At 70.9% G+C, this 23,667-nt stretch carries 19 protein-coding genes; 15 read left to right on the top strand and 4 right to left on the bottom strand.

Annotation, left to right across the window (positions count from 1 at the left end; genetic code table 11):
- Positions 1–25 precede the first annotated feature (25 nt).
- Both IM25_RS00245 and IM25_RS00240 read left to right on the top strand, forming a co-directional pair.
- Positions 26–631, top strand: coding sequence for a TetR/AcrR family transcriptional regulator (locus IM25_RS00245; RefSeq protein WP_033096997.1), 606 nt, complete (start codon positions 26–28; stop codon positions 629–631).
- The gene (locus tag IM25_RS00240) at positions 628–1,203 is read left to right on the top strand and encodes an NADPH-dependent FMN reductase (protein WP_019288595.1); all 576 of its coding nucleotides are present in this window, start codon (positions 628–630) and stop codon (positions 1,201–1,203) included. Before IM25_RS00245 ends, IM25_RS00240 begins: the two co-directional genes overlap by 4 nt.
- Here IM25_RS00240 and eccE read toward each other — a convergent pair.
- A complete protein-coding gene (gene eccE, locus IM25_RS00235) occupies positions 1,191–2,774 on the bottom strand; it encodes a type VII secretion protein EccE (protein ID WP_232333369.1) in 1,584 nt (527 codons plus the stop codon). The two genes, IM25_RS00240 and eccE, sit on opposite strands and share 13 nt — an antisense overlap.
- A 294-nt stretch (positions 2,775–3,068) precedes the next feature.
- Between eccE and eccB the strand changes: the two genes are divergently transcribed.
- Entirely contained in the window at positions 3,069–4,523 is a 1,455-nt protein-coding gene (gene eccB / locus IM25_RS00230) for a type VII secretion protein EccB (RefSeq protein WP_033096998.1), read from the top strand.
- 1 nt (position 4,524) lies between these two features.
- On the opposite strand, the gene mycP is transcribed toward eccB, so the two are convergent.
- Entirely contained in the window at positions 4,525–5,892 is a 1,368-nt protein-coding gene (mycP, locus tag IM25_RS00225; RefSeq protein ID WP_065995627.1) for a type VII secretion-associated serine protease mycosin, read from the bottom strand.
- Positions 5,889–7,340 carry a type VII secretion integral membrane protein EccD gene (gene eccD / locus IM25_RS00220; RefSeq protein ID WP_232333368.1) on the bottom strand — a complete coding sequence of 484 codons (1,452 nt, stop codon included), beginning with the start codon at positions 7,338–7,340 and terminating at the stop codon, positions 5,889–5,891. The genes mycP and eccD overlap by 4 nt, the downstream gene beginning before the upstream one ends.
- Before the next feature lie 195 nt (positions 7,341–7,535).
- On the opposite strand from eccD, the gene IM25_RS00215 reads away from it, so the two are divergent.
- The 9 genes from IM25_RS00215 (at position 7,536) to IM25_RS00175 (ending at position 18,094) form a co-directional block, all read left to right on the top strand.
- Positions 7,536–11,519 carry a type VII secretion protein EccC gene (locus tag IM25_RS00215; RefSeq protein WP_033097164.1) on the top strand — a complete coding sequence of 1,328 codons (3,984 nt, stop codon included), beginning with the start codon at positions 7,536–7,538 and terminating at the stop codon, positions 11,517–11,519.
- Entirely contained in the window at positions 11,519–13,033 is a 1,515-nt protein-coding gene (locus tag IM25_RS00210) for a type VII secretion-associated protein (protein WP_231911948.1), read from the top strand. Before IM25_RS00215 ends, IM25_RS00210 begins: the two co-directional genes overlap by 1 nt.
- A 130-nt stretch (positions 13,034–13,163) precedes the next feature.
- Positions 13,164–13,517: a WXG100 family type VII secretion target gene (locus tag IM25_RS00205; protein ID WP_019288588.1), complete on the top strand. Its 354-nt coding sequence runs from the start codon at positions 13,164–13,166 to the stop codon at positions 13,515–13,517.
- A 60-nt stretch (positions 13,518–13,577) separates the two neighbouring features.
- Positions 13,578–13,868: a WXG100 family type VII secretion target gene (locus IM25_RS00200; RefSeq protein WP_016690931.1), complete on the top strand. Its 291-nt coding sequence runs from the start codon at positions 13,578–13,580 to the stop codon at positions 13,866–13,868.
- 289 nt (positions 13,869–14,157) lie between these two features.
- The gene (rplM, locus tag IM25_RS00195; RefSeq protein ID WP_006550055.1) at positions 14,158–14,601 is read left to right on the top strand and encodes a 50S ribosomal protein L13; all 444 of its coding nucleotides are present in this window, start codon (positions 14,158–14,160) and stop codon (positions 14,599–14,601) included.
- Positions 14,598–15,101 carry a 30S ribosomal protein S9 gene (gene rpsI / locus IM25_RS00190; RefSeq protein ID WP_006550056.1) on the top strand — a complete coding sequence of 168 codons (504 nt, stop codon included), beginning with the start codon at positions 14,598–14,600 and terminating at the stop codon, positions 15,099–15,101. Before rplM ends, rpsI begins: the two co-directional genes overlap by 4 nt.
- A 152-nt stretch (positions 15,102–15,253) precedes the next feature.
- On the top strand, positions 15,254–16,594 hold the full coding sequence (gene glmM, locus IM25_RS00185) for a phosphoglucosamine mutase (RefSeq protein WP_006550057.1): 1,341 nt from the start codon (positions 15,254–15,256) through the stop codon (positions 16,592–16,594).
- 118 nt (positions 16,595–16,712) lie between these two features.
- Positions 16,713–17,081, top strand: a complete 369-nt coding sequence (locus IM25_RS00180) for a hypothetical protein (RefSeq protein ID WP_006550058.1) — start codon at positions 16,713–16,715, stop codon at positions 17,079–17,081.
- Positions 17,078–18,094 carry a WXG100 family type VII secretion target gene (locus tag IM25_RS00175; RefSeq protein ID WP_019288587.1) on the top strand — a complete coding sequence of 339 codons (1,017 nt, stop codon included), beginning with the start codon at positions 17,078–17,080 and terminating at the stop codon, positions 18,092–18,094. Before IM25_RS00180 ends, IM25_RS00175 begins: the two co-directional genes overlap by 4 nt.
- A 16-nt stretch (positions 18,095–18,110) precedes the next feature.
- On the opposite strand, the gene IM25_RS00170 is transcribed toward IM25_RS00175, so the two are convergent.
- Entirely contained in the window at positions 18,111–18,959 is an 849-nt protein-coding gene (locus IM25_RS00170) for a hypothetical protein (RefSeq protein WP_019288586.1), read from the bottom strand.
- A gap of 128 nt (positions 18,960–19,087) precedes the next feature.
- On the opposite strand from IM25_RS00170, the gene glmS reads away from it, so the two are divergent.
- Genes glmS through alr form a run of 3 tightly spaced genes read left to right on the top strand, consistent with a single transcriptional unit; the run spans position 19,088 to position 23,664 of the window.
- Complete coding sequence (gene glmS / locus IM25_RS00165) at positions 19,088–20,953, top strand: glutamine--fructose-6-phosphate transaminase (isomerizing) (protein ID WP_065995625.1); 1,866 nt, start codon at positions 19,088–19,090, stop codon at positions 20,951–20,953.
- A 28-nt stretch (positions 20,954–20,981) separates the two neighbouring features.
- The gene (locus IM25_RS00160; protein ID WP_065995624.1) at positions 20,982–22,433 is read left to right on the top strand and encodes an NAD(P)H-hydrate dehydratase; all 1,452 of its coding nucleotides are present in this window, start codon (positions 20,982–20,984) and stop codon (positions 22,431–22,433) included.
- A gap of 58 nt (positions 22,434–22,491) precedes the next feature.
- Positions 22,492–23,664: an alanine racemase gene (gene alr, locus IM25_RS00155; RefSeq protein WP_019288585.1), complete on the top strand. Its 1,173-nt coding sequence runs from the start codon at positions 22,492–22,494 to the stop codon at positions 23,662–23,664.
- Positions 23,665–23,667 lie beyond the last annotated feature (3 nt).

Here is a 23,667-nt window from a genome sequence, read left to right as displayed (position 1 = left end):
ACGATACTGCAGTACTGTTCTCGGTATGGCAAGAGTCGGTAGCCGGCGGCCCACCGCCCGGCAGGCGCAACTGTTCGACGATCTGGTCGCGTTGTTCCTGGCAGAAGGCTTCGCGCACCTGACCCTCGACGACATCGCCGCGCGTCTGCGCTGCTCGAAATCGACGCTCTACGCACTCGCGGAGAACAAGGACCGGCTCGTCTACGCGGCGACCGTCCACTTCTTCAAGGGTGCCGCCGACCGGGTGGAGGCCGACGTCGCGCGGGCCGCGGACGCCCAGGCTCGCATCGGCACCTATCTCGAGGCCGTGGGGCGCGAACTCGAACCCGCCTCCACGCGGTTCATGGAGGACATCGCCCACACGCCGGTCGCGCGCGAGGTCTACGAACGCAACACCCGGTTCGCCGCCGACCGCGTCCGCCAGCTCATCTCCGAGGGAGTTGCGGCCGGCGAACTGCGCGACGTCCACGCGGCCTTCGTCGCCGACGTCGTCGCCTCGGTCATGGTCCGCATCCAGCAACGACAGGTGGCCGAGGCGACCGGTCTCGAGGACGCACGTGCCTACCGGGAACTCGCCGCACTGCTCGCGCACGGGCTCTCGACCGCACCGCACCTACGATCGACCCTATGACCACGGCTGCACCGAACGATCCGATCCGCCTCGAGGTCGTCGTCGCGAGTGTCCGCGCCGGTCGCATCGCGCCGGTCGTCGCAGACTGGTTCGCGGCCACCGCACGGCGTCGGCCCGAGTTCGACGTCGGCGTTCTCGATCTCGCCGAGACTCCGCTCCCGCACGACCTCTCGGGCGGTCCCGACGCCGACGCCTTCACCGGTCGCATCGGTGCTGCGGACGCCTTCGTGGTGGTGACCTCCGAGTACAACCACGGCTATCCCGCCGCGCTGAAGACGGCCATCGACACCGTCAAGCACGAATGGCGCACCAAGCCGGTCGGATTCGTCTCCTACGGTGGCCTGTCCGGCGGATTGCGCGCGGTCGAGCAGTTGCGGCAGGTCGTCGTCGAGGTCCACATGGTGCCGGTGCGGCAGTCGGTGAGCTTCCACCGCGTCAAGCACGCCTTCGCGGCCGACGGCACCACCACGGACGAGGCCGCGATCGACGGCGCGGAACGCATGCTCGACCAGATCGCCTGGTGGGCCCGCACCGTCCGCGCCGGAACCGCCCTCGACCGCTATCCCGGCTGAGGCGCCGGATCCGGCATGCGCGACCGGCCGAGATGGGTGCTCTCCGCCGCGATCGTCACGAGGGTGAGAGACGTGCGTTCGCCGCCTACCGTGAGCACCACACGGCCCCCGGCCGCTCCGGGTTGGAGCAACGACACCGTGGGCCGCTCGCGCGGCCATCCGTCCGGGTGGATGTGCACGTGGATCGCGGTCGCGTGCGGCATGGACGAGGTGGGCGGGACGCCGTCGTAGACGACCGTGTCGAAATCGTGGTCGCCCGCGTACTCGCCCGCCAGACGCAGCCGGTCGGGTCCGGCCGCGGATCCGACCAGGCCGCGCCACGCACCGGACCGGTCGGTGTGGACGACGACCCGTGCCCCCACCGCGACGGCGCGGAAGACCACCTGCTGGGCGAGATACAACTCGCCCGCGATGTGGACCGAGCGGACTCCGGGACCGGTGAGACGCGCGGTGACGGCGCGACCGGCGTCGTCCGATCCGATGAGCTGCCCACACCCACCGGCCGGAAGAGCGAGGGCGTCGAGTTCCCCGCTACGCGATTCGCGCAAGGGAACCCGGTCTTCCAGTTGCGGAACCCCGAGGGGCAATGCCGCTGTGAGGAGTTCGGCGTGACGTCCGTACGCCGGGAACAGTCCGGCCACCGAGGGGACGTCCGCCTCGCGCGTGGTGAACCGTGCCAGCGCCCCGACCCGAACCGACCCGTCATCACCCGGTCGCAACCGGAGGACCAGTGTCGACGCCAAAGTTGGATGCGACCAGATCGCCGCCGTGTGGCGGCGGTCGATCCGACATGGGTCGAAGGCGCCGCCCGAGTCGAAGGCGGAGGCCAGGGCGACGTGCCGGCGCGTCGGGGCCCACTCCGCCGCCGGGACCCCGTGGGAGATGCGCAGCGCGGCCTGTTCGATCTCGCTCGCGGTGAGCAGTCGCGCACCGTACCCGGCGTCGCCGAGCGCGCGGATCACGCGCCGCGCCGCCGCGACGACGGTCCGGGCGGCACCCTCGGAGCCTCCGCCCCGACGGGCGGCAGCGGCCGCGCAGGACGTGACGTCGAGTCGGAGCACCACCCGCACCGTGCGTTCGGCCGCGGCGGGAAGCGGGCCCAGCAACTGTGCGTAGGCCTGCCCCGCGGGGGTCGAGTCGCGAACCCGGCGCCCCTGCACCACGACATCGATCCCGTCCAGGACGACGTCGTGCCGGTACAGGCAGGCGGCGATCGCGTCGAGGGGGAGCGTTCGCCCCGTCTCCTCGCTGTCGCGCCCGAGTCGGGTGATCGCACCGGCCGGTGAGAACGGTTCGAGAACCACGGTCGCGTACGGGCCGTCCCATAGCACCCCCACCGGGACTGCCGACCCGACGTGGAAGTCGCGGAGGACACCCGAGACGGAGACGTCGTCCGGGCGTCGGCGCAGAACGGTCGCGATCCATTCGGCTGTGCCGCGTCCGCCGATCCGCACGAGGCACAGCGCGGCCGGTGGCACGGCGATCGCGCAGGCCACCCACACGGACGCCCCCGACACCACCGCCAGCGTCCATACGAGGGCGGCGACGCACTGGGCACCCACGAGCCGCACGGCGACACGGCTTCTCGCATCACCTGCTGCTGTGCTGATCCGTGCACCGGTGGGCGCTGTGCTGACCCGTGCACCGGTGGGCGCTGTGCTGACCCGTGCACCGGTGGGCGCTGTGCTGACCCGTGAATCCCCCGACTCGAAGACGGTTCGTTGCATCGATCCCCCCGAACGACGGCCGGCAATGATTCCGGCGCGGTGCCGACCTTCCCCCTGACCGCGCGGAGCGCCTGTGGTGGACGCCCGACTGGACTGTACTGTGTTGCGCCAGAGAGCGTGCCGTACGGGGGGAGATCGATGGCAGCGCAACCGACCACGCGATGGCAGGTCAGTGGATACCGTTTCCTGGCACGACGCATGGATCATGCGTTGGTGCGGGGCGACGTACGAATGATCCACGATCCCATGCGTTCCCAGTTCCGGGCGTTCGTCGTCGGAGTCGTCGTCGCGTGTGTCGTGCTGGGAGGCTGTGCCGCCCTTGCCCTGTTCCGCCCCCAGGACCGGATCGGTGATGCTTCCGTCGTCGTCGGACGCGACTCCGGTGCGCTCTACGTCGCGATCGGCACGACCTTCCATCCCGTCCTGAATCTCGCGTCGGCCCGGCTGATCCTCGGATCGCCCACCGAACCGGCGGTCGTAGCCGACGAGGAACTGACGACACGACCACGCGGACCGCTGGTGGGGATCCCGGGTGCGCCGTCCTCCCTGGTCCATGATGCAGAGGAGGTGCCGTGGACGGTGTGCGACGTCGCCGACCCGAACGGTCTGCAGTCCTCGACCACCGCCGTGCTCGCCGGCACACCCGACCACCGGGCAGGCTCGGCGCTCGCCGACGACGAAGCGCTCCTCGTGGCCGCGGACGGCAGATACCACTTGCTCTACGAGGGCAGACGCGCCGAAATCGACCCGAACGACCGGTCGCTCGTGCGCCTGCTGGGCATCGACGTCTCCCGTGCGCGCCCCGCGAGTCCCGGACTGCTCGCCGCCGTGCCGGAATCGCCGAAGCTGGCGGCACCCCACATCACCGGCGCCGGAGGTGTCCCGGGCATGTCGATCCCGGGTGTGCGAGTCGGGTCGGTCGTCGCGGTGTCCGAACCGGACGGGCAGAGTTTCCACGTAGTGCTCGAGAACGGTGTGCAGGAGGTCTCGCGGGCCACCGCACATCTCATCCACTTCTCGGATTCGCAAGGAGCACCCGAGATTCCGGTGATTCCACCCGACGTCCTCGCAGCCGCGCCGGTCGTGCACGAACTGCCGGTCGACACCTTTCCCGAGGTCGTCCCGCGCATCGTCGATCCGGGGGAGAGGCCTGTGGCGTGCTCCACCTGGCAGCCCGGCACAGGCGAGAACGACCGGCACCGCTCGACTCTGCGGTTGTCCGCGGGGACGGCCCTGCCCACCGGCAAGGACGCCGTGCCGGTGGTCCCGGCCCAGGCGGACGATGCCGGACCGCAGGTCGACGCGATCCACATCCCGCCGGGCCGCGGCAGATACGTGCAGACCACCTCGCTGACCTCGGACACCGACCGTCTCGGTTCGTTGTTCTACGTCGCCGACACCGGCGTGCGGTACGGCATCACCGATGCGGACGCCGCTGCGGCACTCGGCTTCACGGATCCACCCGCCCGGGTCCCGTGGCCCATCCTGCAGTTGCTCGCTCCGGGACCCGCGCTCGGCCGGGAACAGGCGCTGCTCGCACACGACGGTGTCGCCGCCGACCCGGAGGCGGTCCCCGTCGGGGCGGGCAACTGATTCAGGTCCGTGATCGGGCGAGTCGTCGTGCCGGTGCAGTGAGGACGAGAACGAGGGCGGTCGCGGCGATCACGGCCGCAGCCGAGATCAGTGCGATTGTGCGCGGCCGGTGATCCGGTACCGGGGGAGGAGTCGGCTCGGCGACGGCACCCGCCGGCATCGGCTCCGCGCGCCCGGCCGGCAGCGGCGCGGTGACGGCGGCGAGCGGGTCGACGACCCCGTGGCCCACCTGAGGATTCCATCCTTCCGCGGGGGAGTGGGCGGTGCTCTCGATGCGCGTCATCACCTCTCGGGCGGACAACTGCGGGTACCGCGAGCGCACCAGCGCGACCGTCGCCGCGACGAGCGGCGCCGCGAAACTCGTCCCGGACACCGGTCTGCCGCCCTGGGGGCCGGGGATCAGGTCGGCCAGACCGTCGGTGCCGGGATTGAGTGAGACGAGCCCGCTCCCGGGAGCGGCGACGTCGACCCACGGCCCGGGCAGACTGTACCCGGCCGGTGTGCCGTCGTCCTCGACCGCGCCGACGGTGAGGACGTACTCGTCGTACCAGGCCGGTGATGCCAGGGTGACGACCGAATCCCACGGATCCGCACCGGGATCGGCCGGATCCGCCGAGCGCGGATTGCCTTCGCGGCAGGTGTCGGTGTTGCCGGCCGCCGCGACGACGACCGCGTCGTGTACATCCGTCGCGTACTGCACTGCCGCTCCCAGCGGACCGTCGACGAGGCCTTCGGCGACCGTCCGGCAGGCGACCTCGGAGATGTTGACGACGGTGGCGCCGAGATCCACCGCCTGCCGGACGGCCGCCGCGAGGGTCCGTACGTCGCCGTATCCGGAGGCGTTGCGCGCGGCATCGTCGTCCGATCGGGAGCGGTCGGAGAAATGGCCGCTCGACTGGCGGATGGCGATGATCCCCACGTCGGGTGCGCCACCGGCGAAACCTGATCCGGGTGTCGGCCGCGCCGCGATCAGGCCGGCGACGAGGGTGCCGTGCGCGTCGCAGTCCTCGGTGCCGTCACCCGTGGACACGTAGTCGCCACCCGGCCTCGGGGCCGGCAACCGCGGATGCGGATGGACCCCGGTGTCGATGACGGCGACCACCTGCCCCGCTCCCCGGGTGATCGGCCACACGGACGCGAAGTCGAGGATGCGTTGTGCCCGAGGGATCTGCGGTCCGTCGGGAGCATCCGGCAGTTCTGCGCACAGCACCCGCATCTCGGTGGCCTCGGGAGGCGCAGGCGTCGCGCCGGCGGGCAGTTGCGCCGGATCGGGTACCGGGGGCGCGGCGGTCGCGAGACCCGGAGTAGTGGTCGCTATCAGGGCGGCGAGGGCCAGGACCGCGAACCGGTGTGACAGCCGCACCGTCACAGTCCGCGGATCGCCGCGTACACACCGGCGACCCAGCAGGCCAACGGCACGACGGTGGCGATGGTCGCGTACTCCGCGATCTCGGCGATCCGGCGTTGTACCGGGGTGAACGTCCGTCGCGGCGCGACCACACCGAAGAGGAAACCGGCACACGCGAGACCCGTAGCGGATGCGAACACCGCCCATGGCGGCAACGCTCCGCTCGCTGCCGCACCGACGAGCAGCCCGAGCAGCAGTACCGCGCCACCGGCCACGAGGGGAGCCGCCTGCGCGGTCGCGGTGTAGGTGCGGCCTCGGAAGACCAGGACCACGGCCGACGCCACGGCCAGTGCTACCGCGGGCACGGACACGTCTCCGTCGAACGGGAACGCGGCGCACCACGCTCCGCCCGCCGTGAGTAGGACGACGGCGTGGACGATTCCGGTGAGCGCGCTCCGTGCCCGATTCGCACGGTGCTCGAGCTCCGCCTGTGACGGCAACCCGGACACGCTGCTCTCGGGGGTCTCCGGTTCGAGCGGAGCGCCCGGAGCAGGGACGGGGGGGGTGGGGAGTTTCGCGAGCATCGCCGCGAGGCGTGGTGCCGTGCCGGCGAGCAGCAGCGCCACCACCACCGTTCCGGCTCCGAGGGCGCGCGCCTCGAGTTCGGTGGTCGATGCGAGGGTGGCCGTCACGACGACGCCCGCGGCGGTCGCGGCGACCGCCGTGCACGGTGCGAGGCCGATGCGGGTGGCACGCACGGCGAGCACTGCGACCGCACCGGTCAGTGCCGCGGCGAGGACGAGACGCGGCGCCGGCGATTCGCCGGGAACGAGCAGCGCCCCGGCCGTCGCTGCGAGCGGGAAGGCGCACCACAGCAGCGCGGTCGCGGTCCGTCGATCGTCGTGGAGCCGGGCGAGGATGCCTGCGGCGAGCAGCACCAGGAGAGGCAGCGCGGCGCACACGGCTCCGAGGGCGAGACGGCTCGCGCCGTCGGGCAGGAACAGCAACGGTACGCAGCCCGCGGCGAGGGCGACCGGACCCAGGACGGCCGCGATGAGACCCGACGGGCCCGCACCCCACGGCGTCGTGGTCCGGTCCGAGGCCGCGACGCTGTACATGACGTCGTCGAACAACGGTGGAGGAGCGGGGGATCCGGCGTCCTCCAGGACGAGGATCTCCCCGTCGCGGACGCCGTGCTCGTCGAGACTCAGCGCACCGGACAGCGGGGCCCGACCGATCCGGGCGAGCGCCCAGCCGTCGGGTTCCGTGCGTTCGGGTGTCGCGTCGAAGTCGTTGTCGGGCCGGTGGCCGGCGACGAGATTCACGATCCCCGGGAGCAGCAGCGCCACCGGAACGTCGAGGGGCAGTGCGAGATCGACCTCGGTGTGGCGGGCGAGCACGGTGATCCGGCACAGATCCGGGGCGCCCACCTGCCCCGGGGTCTCGGATCGCGCACGCACAGATGTCATCGGCCTCGGTTCCCCCCGTCACTGCAGTCCGAACGACGCAGACCATACGACATCGTCCCGACCGGTGTCGTACCCGAGTTGTCCGTCGAGGGACCGAGGGGCGAACAGGAGCACGGAAGGTCGCAGCCATGGGTTAGTCTTCCACGACCGTGGGGCCGTAGGGGGCGGCCGACGGCGTTCCGGGGGGTGACGAACGTGAGTACCGTGCGTTTCGTACGCAGAGCACGGCGGGAGGCACCGCGCGCTCCCAGCGGCGAGGTGAGTGTCCAACCGCCACCGGACATTCCCCGGGCCACGCCCGGCAATCTGGTGACCAGACTGCTCCCGCTCGTGATGGTCGCGGCGATGATCGGGATGGTCGCGCTGATGTTCACCACCGGCGCCGCACGCAGCCCCATGGCGATGATCTTCCCGCTCATGATGGTCGTGTCCCTGGTGGGCATGCTCGCCAACGGTGGTCGCAGCGGGGGAACGAAGACCGCCGAGGCGAACGAGGACCGCAAGGACTATCTGCGCTATCTCGACCAGCTCCGGCGCGAGGTCACCGAGACGGCGCACGAACAACGTCGGGCGCTCGAATGGTCGCATCCCGACCCGGCCCTGCTGTGGACCCTCGCCGGCACCGTCCGGATGTGGGAGCGGCGCAGCACCGATCCCGACTTCGGTCACCTCAGGGTGGGGCGCGGCGGGCAGCGACTCGCGACCCGACTCGTGCCTCCGGACACCGGGCCGGTCGAGGATCTCGAACCCGTCGCCGCCCTGTCGCTGCGCAGGTTCGTGCGCGCGCACTCGGTGGTGCAGGCGCTGCCCACGGCTGTGTCGCTGCGGGGTTTCGCGGCGATCGGCCTCGAGGGCGATCGCAGCGCGGCGCGCTCGCTCGCTCGGGGGATGCTCGCGCAGGCGTGCACCTTCCACGGTCCCGACACACTGCAGGTCGCCGTCGTGTGCGGGCCCGACACCGCTGCGGAATGGGAATGGATCAAGTGGCTGCCGCATGCGCAGAACCCGGTCCTGCGCGACGGTGCGGGCAGTGCACGCACGGTGTTCGGTTCGCTGTTCGAACTCGAGACCGATCTCGCGGCGGTCCTCGCCGGTCGCAGCAGATTCGTCCGGAACGCCCCGGCCACCGAGGGTGCCGTGCACCTCGTCGTGGTCGTCGACGGCGGGGTCACGGGATCGGGTTCGGGGGTGCTCGACGACGGTCTCGACGCAGTGACCGTGCTCGACCTCTCCGGCTACGCCACGCGGCTCAGCGCGACGCGCGGCCTGCGCCTGGTGGTCGAGGAAGGACGGGTCGGGGTCGCCACCGGCACCGACGTCGACATCTTCGCCGATGCCGACGGCATCGGGACTCCGCAGGCACAGACGTTGGCCAGACTGCTCGCGCCGTACCGGGTGACGAGCGGAGCGGTGGACGAGAGCGCCGGCGACGACCGGCCGTCGAGCTGGCAGGAGCTGCTGGGCCTCGGGGACGTGGCCCGCTTCGACCCCGCGCAGGTATGGGTGCCACGCCGCGGGCGCGACCGCCTGCGGGTACCGATCGGTGTCGGCATCGACGGTGCGCCTGTCGAACTCGACCTCAAGGAGGCCGCCGAGAACGGGATGGGACCGCACGGACTGTGCATCGGCGCAACCGGATCGGGAAAGAGCGAGTTCCTGCGGACGCTGGTCCTCGGTCTCGTGGCGACGCACCCGCCGGAGGCACTCAACCTGGTCCTCGTGGACTTCAAGGGCGGCGCGACCTTCCTCGGTCTGGACCGGATCTCGCACGTCGCGGCGGTGATCACCAACCTCGCCGACGAGATCGCGATGGTCGACCGCATGAAGGACGCCCTCGAAGGCGAGATGAACCGCCGCCAGGAACTGCTCCGGACCGCAGGCAACTTCGCCAACGTCGGCGACTACGAGAAGGCCAGGGCGGCAGGTGCACCGCTCGACCCGCTGCCCGCGCTGTTCATCGTGGTCGACGAGTTCTCCGAACTGCTCTCTCAACAGCCCGAATTCGCCGACCTCTTCGCGGCGATCGGACGCCTGGGCCGGTCGCTGCACATGCACCTGCTGCTCGCCAGCCAACGACTCGACGAGGGTCGCCTCCGCGGTCTCGACAGCCACTTGTCGTACCGCATCGGCCTGAAGACCTTCTCCGCAAACGAATCGCGGAGCGTTCTCGGCGTTCCCGACGCCTACCACCTGCCGTCGACACCCGGCGCCGGATATCTGCGGACCGATTCCGCCGACATCCAGCGGTTCTCCGCGGCGTACGTCTCGGGGCCGTACGAGCCCGGCCGCCCCACCCGGCGCACCCGATCGGCGGTGCCGGCCGGCACGTCCCGGCCCCGGCTCTTCACCGCGCGGGCGGTGCCGGTCGACGCCGGTCCGCCCGCCCCGGTCACGGAGCCGCTCCCGGTTCTTCCCACGGGCGACGGCCGGAGCGTGCTCGAGGTGGTCGTCGACCGGATGCGGGGGCACGGAACACCGGCGCACGAGGTGTGGCTTCCTCCGCTCGACGACTCCCCGTCGCTCGACATGCTGCTGCCCAGGTCGGTGCTCACCGGCGACGTGCCGCGTCACGCAACCTTGCGCACCGTCGTCGGTGTCGTCGACCGGCCGTTCGAGCAACGCCGCGACCCGCTGGTGGTCGACCTGTCCGGGTCGGCCGGCAACGTCGTGGTGGTCGGCGGCCCGCAGTCCGGGAAGTCCACACTGCTGCGCAGCCTCGTCCTGTCGATGGCCCTCACGCACAACGCCGAGCAGGTGCAGTTCTACGGTCTCGATTTCGGTGGTGGCACGTTGTCCGGTCTGGCCGGCCTGCCGCACGTCGGTTCCGTCGCGGGGCGGCACGACACCGACCGGGTGCGCCGCACGGTCGCGGAGATGATGTCGCTGCTGCGTCGTCGCGAACGGTCCTTCGCCGAGAACGGCATCGAGTCCATAGCTCAGCTGCGGCGGATGCGCGCCGACGCGGTCGCACCGGCCACCGACGATCCGTTCGGCGACGTCTTTCTCGTCGTCGACGGTTGGCCGAGCATCCGGCAGGACTTCGAGGCACTGGAACAGACGATCGGGATCCTCGCCGCCCAGGGTCTGTCCTACGGCATCCACGTGGTGCTCAGCGCCCCACGCTGGGGTGACGTGAGGCCCGCCATGCGCGACCTGCTGGGTACGCGGCTCGAACTCCGCCTCGGCGACCCGTCCGACTCCGAGTACGGCCGAAAGAGAGCGGCGATGGTGCCGGAAGGGCGGCCGGGACGCGGTATCGACCGCGATGGCCTGCACATCCTGGGGGCGCTGCCGCGGGTGGACGGAAGCTCCGATCCGGCCGATCTCGCGGTCGGCGTCGCAGCGGCGGTCGAGGCCGTCCGTGCTGCCACGCCGGGGCGTTCGGCGCCACCGGTGCGCATGCTGCCCGAACGCATCGACCGGCCCGACCTTCTCACAGCTCTGCCCTCAGGGTGGCCGCCACCGGCCGACGCGTCCCCGGCGGCCCGGCTCTCCGTCCCGATCGGCATCGACGAATCCGAACTCGCGCCCGTATCGGTGGATTTCACCGACCATCCGCACCTGCTGATCTTCGGCGACTCGGAGTGCGGCAAGACCAATCTGCTGCGAGGGCTGTGCCGCGGACTGGTCGAAGCCGGCAGCGGTGCGCAGACCAGGATCATCGTCGGCGACTACCGCCGCACGCTGCTCGGTGTCATGGGCGGCGACCATCTCGGGGGATACGCTGCGTCGGCAACGGTCCTCGCAGCCATGGTCCGCGAACTCGCCGGCATCTTCGAGCGCCGGCTGCCGGGCCCCGGCACGACGCAACAACAGCTGCGCGATCGATCGTGGTGGACGGGACCCGAAGTGTTCGTGGTGATCGACGACTACGACATGGTCGCCACCTCTGGCCAGAATCCGCTGCTGCCGTTGCTCGACTATCTCCCGCAGGGACGCGACATCGGCCTGCACCTGGTGGTCGCGCGTCGCTCGGGTGGTGCCGGACGCGCGATGTACGAACCGATCCTCGGGCGTCTGCGGGAGTTGTCGACTCCGGGTCTGATCATGAGCGGTAGCCGCGACGAGGGAGCGCTCGTCGGCGCGGTCCGTCCGTCGCCGGTGCCGCCGGGCCGCGGCACACTCGTACGACGCGACGGCACGGCGCTCGTCCAGACCGCGTGGGCGCCGGAGGTGTGATGGCGCTCCGGGACGAGACGGTCGTCGCGGTCGCGTTCACGCTGACACCCGGATCCGTCCACATCGGATGGCCCGGAACCACGCGCAGCGTGCCCGCTCTCGCCGCGGATCTCGGCGACCGACGGGTCTACGGAGCGGCAGCGGAGGAACCGTCGGAGCCGGCCGGCGTCGCAGGACTCATGGATGTCACGGAACTCGTGGATGCGGCCGCGGTCGAAGGGGAAACCGAACTCGGAGAACTGCTGAGCGGGCTCGTCTCCTACGCCGCAGCGACCGTGGGTGCACCGGACATCGGCGGGGTGGCGTGCGCGATACACCCGACCTGGTGGAACGAGCGGCGCCGCGATCTCTTCCGGACCGCCGTGCGGCAGGTCGCAGGCGATACGATCCTGCTTCCGGCCGCGGTGGCCGCCGCGCGCGCCGCCGATCCTGCGCCGCACGAGCGGTGTGCGGTGCTCGAATTCGCCGCCGGGGGAGTCACCGCCGTGAGCATCGCTCCGCCGGGACCCGACGGGCCGACCGTCGAACGACTCGCACGCGATCCGGGTCTGTCGGTGCACTCCCCGGACGCCGCGATGCGACTCGAGAACCTGCTGACCTCGGTGTGCGGCGGGGCTGGGCCGGAGGTCGTGGTGGTGACCGGCGGCCCGGGCGAACCGTCCGGTGTCGAATCCTTCTCTCTCGCAGTTGATCTCGTGGGTTCGGGTCGGCGGGTGCTGCCCGTCGCGGCCTCGGAGATGCTCAGCGCCGTGACCGGCCCTCCGGCGCCACCGGCAGGAACCGGAGGGACCGCGAGAGCCCCGGCCATCGCTCCGACGACCGACGGACCCGACAGGACACTGCCGTGGCTCAGCGAGGTGTGCGCACGCCCGGACCCCCCTCGTGGCGGGCGGGCCGGCACGGTGCCCGCGCTGGTCGTCGCCGGGGCGGTGATTCCGTTCCTGCTCGCCGCTACGATCTTCCTGTGGCCGCTTCTCACCGGAGAAGGTGGAGACGCGGAGGTCCCGGCTCCGCCGGAAGTCGTTGCTGCAGAGGAGCCGCCGACCGACGCTCGTGAGCCCGAGTCGGCCGCCGACGCCGGTCCCTCCCCGTCGACGCGGATCGACGCCGGTCCGCTGCACCTCGACCTGCCGGAGGGCTGGCGCGTCCGCGACCCCGCGACCGTGCCCGAGGGGCGCGCGGAACTGATACCGGTCGGCGGAACCGATCGCCGGATCCTGGTCGTGTACCGCGATCTTCCCGACGGGATCGACGAGCGCTCGGTCGCCTCCGCGTTGGCGGAGCGGGCCGCCGAACGTGCACCTGTCATCCGCGACCTCGACACCGACACGACCTTCGCCGACCGCAAGGTCGTGGCGTACACCGAAGTTCCCGACGACTACTCGGTGGTGCGGTGGTCGGTCCTGGTCTTCCCCGGACTTCAGGTCTCCGTGGGATGCCAGTACCTCGAGGGGGAATGGACCCGTATCCGGAGTGAATGCGAGCAGGCCGTCCACACCCTCCGGGGCGGGTGAGAAAAGTAGGTCCACGAATTTCGGAAGGCGCGGAACCGATACCGGATCGGGTGCGTCCAACCAGATGTAGGAGCCAGGACCGGCTCGACACCGAGCCGGATGATCCACGCACGAGCGAAGGAGTACGCCGTTGACCCAACCGACCGGCAATTCGAATCACCTCACCACCGATGTAGCGACCATGGAGGTCGTCGCGGGACAACTCCAGGACTCCCGCGCCGAACTCGACGCGATCCTCGGTCGTCTGACGGGCGTGGTGCAGTCCGCGCCGTCGGTCTGGCGGAGCCGCTCGGCGGAACAGTTCGCCGGAATCATGGAGCGCTGGAACGTCAACCACACCAAGCTGTCGAACGCCCTGGACGAACTGGCAGAAGCCGTGCGCACCAGTGGACGGTCGTACGCCGCTGCCGAGGACCAGCAGGCCCAGTCCTTGTCGGCGATCGACCCCGATGGCGGTTCGGTGCTCAACGGGTCGTTCAACTGATCGCCGGTCGCTCCGGCACACAGCCCTCCGGCACACATTCGAGAACAAGGAGAACGATCCGTGTCCGAGATCTATCAGAACTTCGCCGGCGTCGCCGACCTGCACGCCCAGCTCGTGTCCGGTCAGAAGGCGATCGAGGCGACGCTCGACCGCATCGAGGGGCAGGTGGCGCCCCTCATCGCCACCTGGGACAGTGGGGCGCAGGAGCGCTACGCCGCCACGCAGGCGCGCTGGAACGAGGCCGAGGCCGGCCTCATCCAGGTGCTGCACGACATCGGTCGGGTGGTCTCGACCGGTAACGACAACATGCAGGAGGTCGAGCGACTGAACCAGCAGCGCTTCCCGGGCTGATCCGGGTCTGCCGGATCCGGACCGATCCGGCGCTGTCACGTCCCGGTGGTGGAGAGGCCGCCGGGACGTGCTGCTGCTTCCGGGGTGCTCCAGCGGAGGGTGCGCAAGGGCAGGGCTGCTGCGGTGCTTTGACCGGCCCGGCGTCCGCCCGGTAGAGTGTCCCCTCGGCGTGTCGCACGTCGTCGTGCCCTGTGGTGCGACGAACACCTCTCCCGGGTCCCAACTGGCCGCCGGGCGTGGCAACCGTCGGCATGCAGGCCAGCAGCGAAACGATAGACGAGGAAGATCTGTGTCTACGTACACACCGAAGGCCGGCGACGTGACCCATCAGTGGCACGTCATCGACGCCACCGACGTGGTGCTCGGCCGCCTCGCGGTGCAGGCGGCAAACCTGCTCCGCGGCAAGCACAAGCCCACATTCGCGCCGCACGTCGACGGTGGTGACTTCGTCGTCATCATCAACGCCGACAAGGTTGCCGTCTCCGGCAACAAGCGGACCGACAAGTTCCTCTACAGCCACTCCGGTCACCCGGGCGGTCTGCGGGCTCGTTCCGTCGGCGAGGTTCTCGAGAAGAACCCCGACCGCCTCGTGGAGAAGGCCGTCACCGGCATGCTCCCGAAGAACAAGCTCGGTCGCGCCATCGCGAAGAAGCTGAAGGTCTACGCGGGCCCGAACCACCCCCACGCCGCGCAGCAGCCGGTGCCGTTCGAGATCAAGCAGGTGGCACAGTGACGACGCCCGAGGAACAGAACGTGAACCCCGAAGAGTACGTCGAGAACGTCGAGGTCGCTGCAGACGAGTACGTCGAGGACGTCGTCGAGGCACCTGCTGCCCCGATCGTGTTCGACCGTCCGGTCCAGACCGTCGGTCGCCGTAAGGAGGCTGTCGTCCGCGTCCGCCTCGTGCCCGGCACCGGCAACTTCACCCTCAACGGCCGCACCATCGAGGACTACTTCCCGAACAAGGTGCACCAGCAGCTCGTGAAGTCGCCCCTGGTGACGGTCGAGCGCACCGAGTCGTTCGACATCCACGCACGCCTGCACGGCGGCGGTCCGTCCGGCCAGGCCGGCGCGCTGCGTCTCGCCATCGCGCGTGCACTCACCGAGGTCACCCCCGAGGATCGCCCCGCGCTCAAGCGTGCCGGCTTCCTCACGCGTGACCCGCGTGCCGTCGAGCGCAAGAAGTACGGCCTGAAGAAGGCCCGTAAGGCATCGCAGTACTCCAAGCGCTGATGTGCCGCCGACGCTGATTTCGTCAGAGTCGGCACCTGTTCCATCACGAGAGCAGGCGTCGGTAGACATCTCCTACCGGCGCCTGCTTTCGTGCATTCTGTCCTCTATCGACACCCGCGGCGGGGGCCGCACACGACTGGGAGGCTGTGTACATGGGTCGGTTGTTCGGCACCGACGGAGTCCGGGGCTTGGCCAACGCCGAGCTCACATTGGAGCTGGCAGTACGCCTGGCAGGCGCTGCGGCAGCGGTCCTGGCCCCGCAGGGTGCCGAGCGGCGACCGGTCGCGGTCGTGGGTCGAGATCCACGCGCGAGCGGGGAGATGCTCGAGGCGGCCGTCACGGCCGGACTCACCGCAGCCGGAGTCGACGTGGTGTCGGTGGGCGTACTGCCCACCCCAGCGGTCGCGTACCTCACGGGTGACTACGGCGCCGACCTCGGCGTGATGATCTCCGCGTCGCACAATCCGATGCCCGACAACGGCATCAAGATCTTCGCAGCCGGCGGGCACAAGCTCGACGACGAGGTCGAGGACCGGATCGAAGCGGTGCTGCACGGCGACGCCGAGAGCGCCGCACGCCCCACCGGCTCCGGTATCGGCCGGGTGCGCGTCGTGTCCGACGCCCTCGACCGTTATCTCGCGCATCTCGCGACGGCCGTGCACAAGCCGCTCACCGGTACGACCGTAGTGGTCGACTGCGCGCACGGCGCCGCCTCGCAGGCCGGCCCGGCCGCCTACGCGGCCGCAGGTGCCACGGTCATCGCGATCAACGCCGAACCCGACGGACTGAACATCAACGACGGCTGCGGATCCACGCACCTGTCCGTGCTGCAGCAGGCCGTGCTCGAGCACGGCGCCGACCTCGGTCTCGCGCACGACGGCGACGCCGACCGCTGCCTCGCCGTCGATGCGACCGGCACGGTGGTCGACGGTGACGCGATCATGGCGATCCTCGCTCTCGGCATGCACGAAGCCGGTGAACTTCCCGACGACACCCTCGTCGCCACGGTGATGAGCAATCTCGGTCTGCATCTCGCGATGCGCGCGGCGGGGATCCAGGTGCGCACCGTCGGCGTGGGCGACCGCTACGTGCTCGAGGAGCTCCGCCGCGGTGGCTACGGCCTCGGCGGTGAGCAGTCCGGCCACATCGTCCTGCCCGCGCACGGTACGACCGGCGACGGCGTGCTCACGGGCCTGCGCCTGATGGAGCGGATCGCCACGACGGGTCTGCCGCTCGCGAAGCTCGCCTCGGTGATGACATCGCTTCCGCAGGTCCTCGTGAACGTGCGGGTCCACGACAAGGTCGCCGTCGCGAGCGATCCTGCGGTGGCGGACGCGGTCGCGGAGGCCGAGCGCGAACTCGGTGAGACCGGCCGGGTGCTGCTGCGTCCGTCGGGCACCGAGCAGCTCGTACGCGTCATGGTCGAAGCCGCCGACGACGATCACGCCCGGGCGGTCGCCGACCGTCTCGCGGGAGTCGTCGCCGCCGTCTGACCTGCGCGGTCCCTGCCCTTCGCTGCCGGTTTCCGCTCGCAGTCACGCTGCGGTGGAACCGGATCGTCCTGCGCTGCGTCCTAACCCTTCGAGAGGGTTCGGTGGGTGAAGGGCGGACATGGACACACAGCACAGCACGATCCAGGTCGACGGCGACGCGGTGCGAGCCGTCGCGGCACGACTCGCGGAGGTCGCCGAGGACGCCGACGACGAGATCCGTCGTGGCTTCGGCGGTCTCGTCTTCGACGGCTCCGGTGCCGGATCGACGCACCGGTCGGCCGGCGTTCGCGTCGAGACCGGATATCGCAGGATGCGTGCGACGTGTGAGAGCTGGGCGGCGACAGTGCAGGCGCAGGCCGACGCATTGCGCGCGGCGGCAGACAGATACCGGCACCAGGACGACGCGACCGGCATCGCCCTCACCGCTGTGACCGGTGCCGAACTCGACAGCGTCGGGTTCGGCGACGCAGGGACCCGGCAGCCGTGAGGACCCCTCCCGAGAGCGCAGGCGACATCCTCGACGCGGGAGCGCCCGGCCTGGCCCGTCTGACCGACCTCGTGCAGTCCCTGCACACTCTCGGGCTCGAGTCCGGCTGTTGCGTCGCGGACGTCCGGGCACGCTACGACGAGGAACGAACCCTCTCGTTGCCCGCCCTCGCCGACGACGCCGCCACGACGCGCTCGCTCGCGACCTCGCTCGGTCGTCGGACCGACGAACAGCGTCGCCTCCTGCAGCAACTCGACGAGTCGTGGGACGGATCCGCCGCCGACCGGGCTCGCGCCGAGCTGACGGCCACCGTCCGTTCCGGAGTGGCGCTGTGTGCGTCGCTGACCGATCTCGCGGTCGCGCTGGAATCGGCGGCCACCGCGATCGCCGCAGCGTTGCGTGAGAAGGCCCGCGTCGTCGGGGAACTCGCGGAAGGCACCGTCGACGGTCGCACGAGGGACGAGATCGACACGATCGTCGCCGGAGCGAGCGGTGGCCCGCACGGACCGAGCCCGGAGGAGCATGCCCGCTGGTTCGGCAACCCGCCCGGTGGCGACGTGGGCGACCCGCCCGGTGGCAACCTGGGCGACCCGCCCGGTGGCGACGTGTCCGACCCTGCCGCCGAGTGCCGGAGATGGATGGAGGAACGTCTGGTCCCGGCGGTCCGGGACGCCGTCGACGTGGTGCTCGGGGCATGTGAGGAGGCCGTCCGCCGGATCGCCGGCAGCGTCACCGACCTGGCGACGACCACCGAACGCGTCGCCGATGATGCCGGGGCGGCGGCCGCGGGCGTATCCGGTGCCGGGACGGTGGCTCCCGTCGTCGACGACGGGTCGACGCAGCACGGACCGAGCGACCCGCCGAATCAAGGTGCACTGCTGACGGTTCCCGGGATCCGCCCGGGCGAACGCAGACGCGAACACACCCCAGGACCGGTCGAGGCCGACCGCCGGCAGGACGAGAACGACGAGGGCGGTGCAGGAGTCGTGCTCGCGGAAGCCGGACCGCTGTGACGCGAACGACGGAACGTCAGCGCCCGAGGAGCAGGTTGACCTGCGTGCCGAGATCGCGATCGACGACGTCGGGGTCGGAGATCACCGTGGAGCCGGGCAGCTCCGTGGTGAGGTCGGAGAAGATCGCGTACGTCTTGTCGCCCGTGAGACGGTGCAGCAGGAAGCCGGTGAGCAGCGCACGAGTGCGTTCCTGGGTGCGACGCTCGGCACCACCGACGCCGAGCGCTCCGAGCAGGCGGCGCCCCTCGACGAGTCCTTCGTCGTTCGCCTTCTCGACGACCCGCAGCTGCACGTCGTCGCTGCCCCAGCCCCGGGCGACCGCGACGGCGTCGCTGGTCATCGACCCGATGCTCTTCTCGCCGACGAGGACGAGGCCCGGTGCCCGCACGCGGCCCGCGGCTTCGGAGGCAGCGGGGGAGACGGGCGAGGGGTAGAGCGCGGCGACGGCCGCGACCTCACGCCTCGCAGCGGCGAGCACCGCCGCCCCGGCACCCGAGCCGTGGCCCACCAGCGCGAGCTTCGACGGATGGACACTGATCCGCCCGGTACCGAGACGCACGCCGGTGCAGATGTCGAGGGTGGTGAGCAGGTCGGTCGACAAGCCGATCGTCGACGGCACCGGTCCGCGTTCGGTGTTGGGTGCGCCCACCACGATTCCCCAGGACGCGAGGTGCTCGAAGAGCTTCGTGTACTTCGTGACCCCGGTGAGCCAGCCGTGCCCGAACGCGATCGCGGGCAGGTCGAAGCCTTCCGCTGGGGTGTACACGACACCCGGCTGACCGGCGAGCGCCAGGTCGCCGCGCAGCACCGAGTGCGGGCCGCGCCGGGAGAGTTCCTGAGCCAGTTTCTTGGGGTTCGCCGCCACGGCCTGAACGTTAGCGGATGGCGCTGCCCGCCGGGGTCGGTGCGTACCGGACGGCGTGCCCCGATGCAGGTGTACGGGCTCACCGGTGTGTTGTTCCCGGGCGGGGGTCGACCAGTACCCTGCTAGGCATGTGCGGAATCGTGGGCTATGTCGGGCACCGTCGTGCTCTCGACGTCGTGGTGGAAGCGCTGCGGCGGATGGAGTACCGGGGTTACGACTCGGCGGGAATCGCCATCCTCGACGGCAAGGGTGGTCTGGCCGTCGAGCGGAAGGCGGGGCGGCTGGTCAATCTGGAGGCCGAGCTCGCCGAGATCGGCGAGGAGCACTTCGCCGGTACCGCGGGGATGGGGCATACCCGGTGGGCCACCCACGGTCGTCCCACCGACCGCAATGCGCATCCGCATCGCGACGCGACCGGCAAGGTCGCGGTGGTGCACAACGGCATCATCGAGAACTTCGCGCCGCTGCGTGAGGAGCTCGAGAAGTCGGGTGTGGAGCTGGCCAGCGACACCGACACCGAGGTCGCGGTGCATCTGGTGGCCCGCGCCTACGCCGAGGGTCCGACGGCGGGCAACTTCGTCGACAGCGCCCGCAGTGTGCTGCGCCGCCTGCAGGGTGCGTTCACACTGGTCTTCGCCCACGCCGATCATCCGGGCACGATCGTCGCGGCGCGCCGGTCGACGCCGCTGGTCGTCGGGGTCGGCGACGGTGAGATGTTCATCGCCTCGGACGTCGCGGCGTTCATCGAGTTCACCCGGGAGGCGGTCGAGCTCGGTCAGGACCAGGTCGTGGTGATCACGAACAACTCCTACGAGGTCACCGACTTCGACGGCAACACCGACGTGGCGACGCGTCCGTTCACCATCGACTGGGATCTCGCCGCCGCCGAGAAGGGCGGCCACGACTACTTCATGCTCAAGGAGATCGAGGAGCAGCCGGCCGCGGTCGCCGACACCCTGCGCGGTCACTTCGTCGACGGGTGCATCGTGCTCGACGAGCAGCGCCTGTCCGATCAGGAACTGCGCGACATCGACAAGGTGTTCGTCGTCGCCTGCGGCAGCTCGTACCACTCGGGCCTGGTCGCCAAGTACGCGATCGAGCACTGGCCCCGCCTGCCCGTCGAGGTCGAGCTGGCCTCGGAGTTCCGCTACCGCGATCCGGTGCTCGACCGGTCCACGCTGGTCGTGGCGATCTCGCAGTCCGGGGAGACCGCCGACACCCTCGAAGCGGTCCGGCACGCCAAGGATCAGAAGGCGCGGGTGCTGGCGGTGTGCAACACCAACGGCGCGCAGATCCCGCGGGAGGCCGACGCGGTGCTCTACACCCGCACCGGCCCGGAGATCGGTGTGGCCTCGACGAAGGCGTTCCTGGCGCAGATGGCCGCGAACTACCTCGTGGGTCTGGCGCTGGCGCAGGCGCGCGGCACGAAGTATCCCGACGAGGTGGCCCGCGAGTACCAGGACCTGGCGGCGATGCCGGAGAAGATCGCCGAGCTGCTGACCGGCATGGAGCCGGTGCGGGCGCTGGCGCGGGAGCTGTCGGCCTCGCCGGCCGTGCTGTTCCTCGGTCGGCACGTGGGCTACCCGGTCGCGCTCGAGGGTGCGCTCAAGCTCAAGGAGCTGGCGTACATGCACGCCGAGGGTTTTGCGGCCGGTGAGCTCAAGCACGGCCCGATCGCGCTGATCGAGGACGGGCTGCCCGTCATCGTCGTCATGCCGTCGCCGAAGGGCCGCGCCGTGCTGCACAGCAAGCTGCTCAGCAACATCCGCGAGATCCAGGCCCGCGGGGCCGTCACCGTCGTCATCGCCGAGGAGGGCGACGAGACGGTCCGGCCGTTCGCCGATCACCTCGTCGAGATCCCGTCGTCGGCGTCGCTGCTGCAGCCGTTGTTGTCGACGGTGCCGTTGCAGGTCTTCGCCGCGGAGGTCGCGCAGGCCCGTGGTTACGACGTCGACAAGCCCCGCAACCTCGCCAAGTCGGTCACCGTCGAATAGCGCCCCACCCGCCGGTGCAGGAGGGACGATGCGCAGTTTTCACCCGTCCGACGTGGTCCGCGCGGCGGAGGCGCCGCTGCTGGAGTCTCTCCCCGAGGGAACCCTCATGCGGCGCGCGGCCTACGGACTCGCGCGGGTCGTGGCTTCCGAACTGCGTGAACGCACCGGTGGGATCGCCGGTCGGCGGGGGAGCCTGCTCGTCGGGTCCGGCGACAACGGCGGCGACGCGCTGTGGGCGGGAACCTTCCTGCGCCGGCGGGGCGTGTCCGTCACTGCACTGCTGCTCGACCCCGACCGGGCGCACCCCGCGGGTCTGCGGGCACTGCGGAAGGCCGGCGGGCGGATCGTCCCGGCGACTCCAGAGCACCTCGGCGACCCGGACCTCGTGCTCGACGGCATCGTCGGCATCTCCGGGCGCGGCCCGCTGCGACCGGCGGCGGCCGCGCTCGTGGACGAGATCACCGCGCCGATCATCGCCGTCGACATCCCGAGCGGTGTCGACCCCGATACCGGTGCCGTCGACGGACCGGCGATCACGGCCGCGGTGACCGTCCCCTTCGGCGCCTACAAGCCGGTCCATGCACTCGGCGCCACGCGCTGCGGTCGCGTCGAACTCGTCGACATCGGACTCACACTCCCGGAGGCCGGGCTGGTCGCGGCGGAACCGTCCGAGATCGGCGCGATCTGGCCGGTGCCCGGCGCCGAGGACGACAAGTACTCCCAGGGTGTGGTGGGTGTCCGTGCCGGCAGCGCCCGGTATCCGGGGGCGGGTGTGCTGTGCACGGGAGCGGCCGTCGCCGCGACCTCCGGCATGGTGCGCTACGCCGGGTCGGGTGCCTCCGAGGTGCTCGCGCGGTTCCCCGAGGTCGTCGTGTCGCCCTCGGTGGCCGAGACCGGGCGGGTGCAGGCCTGGGTCGTGGGGCCGGGTGCCGGTACCGACGATGAGGCCTGCGCGAACCTGCGCGACATCCTCGCCACCGACCTGCCGGTGCTCGTCGACGCCGACGGACTCACGCTCCTCGCCCGCGAACCCGGTCTCGTGCGGGGCCGGTCCGCGCACACCCTGCTCACCCCGCACGCCGGCGAGTTCGCCCGCCTGACCGGGAACCGCCCCGAACCGGACCGGGTCGCGGCGGTACGTTCCCTCGCCGCCGACTGGGGAGTGCACGTGCTGCTCAAGGGGCGCGCGACGCTCGTGGCACGGCCCGACGGGCACGTCTTCGTCAACGATGCGGGCGGTTCGTGGGCGTCGACCGCGGGTGCCGGGGACGTGTTGGCCGGTGTCATCGGGTCGTTGCTCTCGTCGGGCATGCCGGTGGACCTGGCCGCGGCGGCCGGTGCTCGGGCCCACGCCCTCGCCGCGAACCTGGCCGCGCAGGACCCCGAGTCCCCTGGAGCGGCGCCGACCTCGGCGAGCGCGATCCTCTCGCGACTCGGCGACTCGATTCGTCTGTTGCGCACCCACATTGCCGAATCGTGACGTGGTACACGGGGACACGACGTCGGCGTCCGACGGCGCAGTGGCAGGATCGACAGACGTGACCACGACCCAACGCACCCCGCGACCTGCACGTACCGTCCTTCCCCAAGCCGAAGCCCTCATCGATCTCGATGCCGTGTCGGAGAACGTACGAGCGCTCCGGGAGTACGCGGGTCCCGCTGCGGTCATGGCCGTCGTCAAAGCCGACGCCTACAACCACGGGGCCGTGCCGGTCGCGCGTGCCGCGCTCGCCGCAGGCGCCCGCGAACTGGGTGTGACGACGCTCGGCGAGGCCCTCGAACTCCGCGCCGCGGGTATCGAGGCTCCGATCCTGTCGTGGCTGCACACCGCCGACTCCGATTTCGCTCCCGCCGTCGAGGCCGGGATCGAACTGGGCGTGTCCTCGCCGCGGCATCTAGCGGCCGTCGTCGAGGCGGCGCGGCAGGTCGGGGTCACCGCGACCGTCACGGTCAAGGTCGACACCGGCCTCAACCGCAACGGTGTCGCCGTCGACGAGTGGGACGACATGGTGCGCGACCTGGGCCGGGCACAGGCCGAAGGTGTCGTGCGGCTGCGTGGAGCCTTTTCGCACCTCGCCCACGGCGACGAACCCGAGCATCCGGGCAACGCCGAGCAGCGCGACCGGCTGAGCGAGGCCGTCGCGGATCTGCGGCGGCACCATCTGGCTCCCGAAGTGGTGCACCTGTCGAATTCCGCGGCCACCGTCACCCGCCCCGACCTGCGATTCGACATGGTTCGGCCCGGAATTGCGATGTACGGGTTGACACCGATCCCGGAACTCGGCGACCTGGGCTTCCGGCCGGTGATGACCGTGCGGGCGAGGGTGGTGCTGGTGAAGAAGGTGAAGGCGGGAGACGGGGTGTCCTACGGGCACACCTGGACTGCTCCCGCGGATACGACGGTGGCGCTGCTGCCCATGGGATATGCGGACGGGATCCGCCGCAATCTCAGCGGGCGCATCGAGGTGCAGCTCGGCGGGCGCCGGTGCCCGCAGATCGGGCGCGTGTGCATGGATCAGGTCGTCGTCGACCTCGGCCCCGATGGGGCAGGAGTAAGCGAGGGCGACGAGGTGTTGTTCTTCGGTGACGGGCGTCACGGAGAACCGAACGCCCAGGACTGGGCGGACAAGCTGGGCACGATCAACTACGAGATCGTGACCGGCATCGGCGGACGGACCGTCCGGACCTATGTCGGAGCGAAGGGAGCGTGACGT

The sequence above is a fragment of the Rhodococcus sp. p52 genome, from assembly GCF_000763325.2.
GTDB lineage: Bacteria > Actinomycetota > Actinomycetes > Mycobacteriales > Mycobacteriaceae > Rhodococcus > Rhodococcus pyridinivorans.
This window is presented reverse-complemented; position numbering and strand designations above follow the sequence as displayed.

Excerpts from the sequence above, each read along its gene's own strand:
- IM25_RS00245 (WP_033096997.1), top strand. The coding sequence starts at position 26 with ATGGCAAGAGTCGGTAGCCGGCGGCCCACCGCCCGGCAGGCGCAACTG.
- IM25_RS00240 (WP_019288595.1), top strand. The coding sequence starts at position 628 with ATGACCACGGCTGCACCGAACGATCCGATCCGCCTCGAGGTCGTCGTC.
- eccB (WP_033096998.1), top strand. The coding sequence starts at position 3,069 with ATGGCAGCGCAACCGACCACGCGATGGCAGGTCAGTGGATACCGTTTC.
- eccD (WP_232333368.1), bottom strand. The coding sequence starts at position 7,340 with ATGACATCTGTGCGTGCGCGATCCGAGACCCCGGGGCAGGTGGGCGCC.
- IM25_RS00210 (WP_231911948.1), top strand. The coding sequence starts at position 11,519 with ATGGCGCTCCGGGACGAGACGGTCGTCGCGGTCGCGTTCACGCTGACA.
- glmM (WP_006550057.1), top strand. The coding sequence starts at position 15,254 with ATGGGTCGGTTGTTCGGCACCGACGGAGTCCGGGGCTTGGCCAACGCC.
- IM25_RS00180 (WP_006550058.1), top strand. The coding sequence starts at position 16,713 with ATGGACACACAGCACAGCACGATCCAGGTCGACGGCGACGCGGTGCGA.
- glmS (WP_065995625.1), top strand. The coding sequence starts at position 19,088 with ATGTGCGGAATCGTGGGCTATGTCGGGCACCGTCGTGCTCTCGACGTC.
- IM25_RS00160 (WP_065995624.1), top strand. The coding sequence starts at position 20,982 with ATGCGCAGTTTTCACCCGTCCGACGTGGTCCGCGCGGCGGAGGCGCCG.